Here is a 2,984-nt window from a genome sequence, read left to right on the forward strand (position 1 = left end):
TCGGGCACGAACTCGCGTCCTTACTCACCCTCCACTTTCACCTGCTCGATTCGCAACCCACTTCGTGACGGGTATAAACGTGCGCGAAGCGACATAGGCCCCCCTTTTGCGCGGGGCAATCGTTAGAGGCTATCTTAGCAGAATCCTGCGATTTAGGCAAAACGGCCGTGGCCACCTCTGGGCTGGGTGCAAATGCTTTCGAACAAACGCACCAGAAATCGCGTTGAGCGGTTACATTTGTAGGGGGTCGGGCAGAACTCGGTCACCCAAAATCGTAATCAGCCCACTTTGGGCTTTATTGTTTGTGTCTACTATGAGCACAATGGTCTTGGACCGTGAAGCGATGCAAGAGAAAATTGTTTCTCTTACCTCTGCTTTCCAAACCGCTTCTACTCGTGAAGCCGCAAGTAATGCGGAGATAGAGCGCCGTGTCAATAAATTCTTAGATGCCATCAATAACCGTAAGCAGTATTTACGGGAGACGGCCGACAATTTGAGCGCTCTTTTCCCCAAGTTGAGCGAGCTATCTTGGTGTCGAGGGGCTGAAGCCGATGCGGAAGCAATGGAGTGGATTGGGAAAATTGTCGACTTAATGGATAAAATGGCAGCTAAGATGATTCGGCGCTATGCCGAAACTAATGCCATTTTTCACAAAAAGGGCATCGACAAAACAGAGTTACGCAGATACAAGGAAGTTGCGGACACGATGAAGGAGATGGCTGTGGACTTACACAATCGCTTCTATGTTTTTCCTCAAGATGCCGAGATGCAAGACCTTATCAGTCAATTTGCTGATTTGTAATGACGCTTTATTGTACTGAGGAGTTTAAGCGCGAATTTGAACGGCTTGAGAAGAGCAGTTCCTATGCGGGCATTGGCGCAGTACTGGTTAAAACGTACTGCGGCGCAACATTTGATGAAGCTCGCTCAGGCGATTTGCTCAACGATTTAGTAACTGCCTTTTTTGTAAAAAAGCGCCTCGAAGGGCGCGGAGGGTTCCGATTTTACGTGCTGGCCGTTATCAAAGACGAGTCCATATATCTAACGTTTGTGCATCCTAAAACTGGTCGGCATGGCGCAGATAACATTACCAAGGCCAAACACCATGAACTGCTTAAGGAGGTGTTGCGACTACGCAAGCAAGGAGGCATAATGTACGAGCTTAAGCCAGTGGCTTCCGATTCTCAAAAGGTTGAGTTCTTACTCAGGCAAGCAGCACCAGTCATCACTACTGCTTAACGTTAACAGCCCCGGTTTATTAAGTGAAGCCGGGGCTGTTTGTTTCCCGCTCGATACAAAATGCCTTCTACTGCGGCCGGGCTCAAAAAATGCTCTTCGGCTAGTTTGGCTCAACACGTACTCGCGGGTGAAATTGCTAGGGCGCGACTGGCTGGTGCAGCGGGTGTGAAAGACAGCCTTATTTTCGGGATGCGCTTGTCGGTATTGGCGAGCCGCTTGGGGGCCGTTAGTGATGTTCCCACCACTTCATCACGGCCAAGAGCAGGGCCACGGCGCCGCACAGCAACACCACGCCAATCACCTTGCCCCACCACGGCATTCCGTCGTCGTAATCGTCGTTGAGGTTGTAGCGGCCCATGCCCGAAACTACAAAAAAGGTCTGACCCTTTGCTTGTGTGCCTAAAGTCTTGGGTACTTTCCATAAGGCCCCGCCCTCGTATGCGAAGGCTATAGGGGGCGATTCTGGCAATGGGGTACCCCAAAAAAGGAGGCCACCCCCACCTTGCGAGGTGCCGCAAAAAAAAATTGCAGTGTAGGTGCGCGCTTCGACCTACGGGGGCTGCTGGGCAAAGCGGGGGCGATGGGGAAAGTCAAACCCTGCGAGGCGGTAGGGTCCCGTCAAATGCCGCCCGCCCTACTGGAATATTACGACATTCATTCATGCTGTGGCACCCCCACGGCGGGGCATCATAGCGGGCGTACAACAATGTAGTAAAGATATCCTACATTGTTGTACAAAGCATTGATAATCAATTTATTAAATGACAAAATCCTGTACCTTTATGGGCGGTGACAGGGCGTAGGTTTGCAGCATCACCAGCCACTTGCCGCCGCGCCCGATGCCTGCCACCACTACCCAATTCCCGCCCGCCGTTGCCCTGCTGGCCGTGGCTTTCGCCCTGCCCTACGCGGAGCCCCACCACTACCGGGGCCATTACTCCGTTGCCTTTCGGGCGCGGCCGGGCTGCCTGCTGATTCACACCGAAGCCGCCCGAAGCCCCGCCATTGCCTTGCAACGCTTCCGGCAAGCTGCCCTAGCTAGTGCTCCCCTCACAGTCAATTAATCACCACACAACCTCAACCATCATGCAGACCGCAACCTTCGCCGCCGCCGCCACCAAAGACTTTCGCCCCGCCCCGTTAACGTATTCAGAGGATGAAGCCTGCTATACTGGCTACATTCCCGCCCTGCACGAGTCGGTAAAACATGCCCTTACCATCGAAGCGGATTGCCGTTCGCATAATGTTTTTGCCCTACATAGCGAATACCGCGCAGAAACTGACAGCGACTACGAAACCAACTCCAACGGTCGCTTTGCCATTGCCCGCCCCGTAGCCCGCGAAGATTGGCACACCATCAAGCCCGGCACCATCATTTTGTACGTTGCAAAGTGGGTGCCCAGCGAAGAAGAAGCGGCCGAAGGGCTGCGGCCCTGCTTTGGCACCCAAGTAGGCCCGCTTGCCCTGTTTGATGAGAAGCGCGGCATCCTCTACGCTGCTTCGTGGGAGACCACCTGCGGGAGCAACACCCCCCACGATTACGAGGCAAACAACATCTACGAAATGCACGTTATCGAGCGGTTTATTGAGGTTGAATAGACCGCTCTATGATTAGAAATGAAAACCCCGGCTGGTTGGTCGGGGCTTTTTTTGTGGCTTATATTTCTCACTGATGTTACGCATCCGTTGAGTTGGGTGGCCCGTTAACACTGCCTATGATGAGTTGCACGTTGGACCTGTACACG

At 53.2% G+C, this 2,984-nt stretch carries 5 protein-coding genes; 4 read left to right on the forward strand and 1 reads right to left on the reverse strand.

The window, feature by feature from the left end; translation table 11 throughout:
* Positions 1–313 precede the first annotated feature (313 nt).
* Both JKL48_RS22765 and JKL48_RS22770 read left to right on the forward strand, forming a co-directional pair.
* A complete protein-coding gene (locus JKL48_RS22765; protein WP_201987694.1) occupies positions 314–802 on the forward strand; it encodes a hypothetical protein in 489 nt (162 codons plus the stop codon).
* Positions 802–1,239, forward strand: coding sequence for a hypothetical protein (locus JKL48_RS22770; RefSeq protein WP_201987696.1), 438 nt, complete (start codon positions 802–804; stop codon positions 1,237–1,239). The genes JKL48_RS22765 and JKL48_RS22770 overlap by 1 nt, the downstream gene beginning before the upstream one ends.
* A gap of 226 nt (positions 1,240–1,465) precedes the next feature.
* On the opposite strand, the gene JKL48_RS23465 is transcribed toward JKL48_RS22770, so the two are convergent.
* Positions 1,466–1,597 carry a hypothetical protein gene (locus JKL48_RS23465; RefSeq protein WP_262896023.1) on the reverse strand — a complete coding sequence of 44 codons (132 nt, stop codon included), beginning with the start codon at positions 1,595–1,597 and terminating at the stop codon, positions 1,466–1,468.
* A gap of 481 nt (positions 1,598–2,078) precedes the next feature.
* On the opposite strand from JKL48_RS23465, the gene JKL48_RS22775 reads away from it, so the two are divergent.
* Together JKL48_RS22775 and JKL48_RS22780 are read left to right on the forward strand one after the other, a co-directional pair.
* Entirely contained in the window at positions 2,079–2,303 is a 225-nt protein-coding gene (locus JKL48_RS22775) for a hypothetical protein (RefSeq protein WP_201987698.1), read from the forward strand.
* A gap of 22 nt (positions 2,304–2,325) precedes the next feature.
* Positions 2,326–2,838: a hypothetical protein gene (locus JKL48_RS22780; protein WP_201987700.1), complete on the forward strand. Its 513-nt coding sequence runs from the start codon at positions 2,326–2,328 to the stop codon at positions 2,836–2,838.
* Positions 2,839–2,984: the final 146 nt, after the last annotated feature.

Origin of the sequence: Hymenobacter rubidus (assembly GCF_016734815.1) — a bacterium.
Lineage (GTDB): Bacteria > Bacteroidota > Bacteroidia > Cytophagales > Hymenobacteraceae > Hymenobacter > Hymenobacter rubidus.

Bases quoted from the DNA above. Each gene is read 5' to 3' on its own strand.
- JKL48_RS23465 (WP_262896023.1), bottom strand. From the start codon at position 1,597: ATGGGCCGCTACAACCTCAACGACGATTACGACGACGGAATGCCGTGG.
- JKL48_RS22780 (WP_201987700.1), top strand. From the start codon at position 2,326: ATGCAGACCGCAACCTTCGCCGCCGCCGCCACCAAAGACTTTCGCCCC.
- JKL48_RS22770 (WP_201987696.1), top strand. From the start codon at position 802: ATGACGCTTTATTGTACTGAGGAGTTTAAGCGCGAATTTGAACGGCTT.
- JKL48_RS22765 (WP_201987694.1), top strand. From the start codon at position 314: ATGAGCACAATGGTCTTGGACCGTGAAGCGATGCAAGAGAAAATTGTT.
- JKL48_RS22775 (WP_201987698.1), top strand. From the start codon at position 2,079: ATGCCTGCCACCACTACCCAATTCCCGCCCGCCGTTGCCCTGCTGGCC.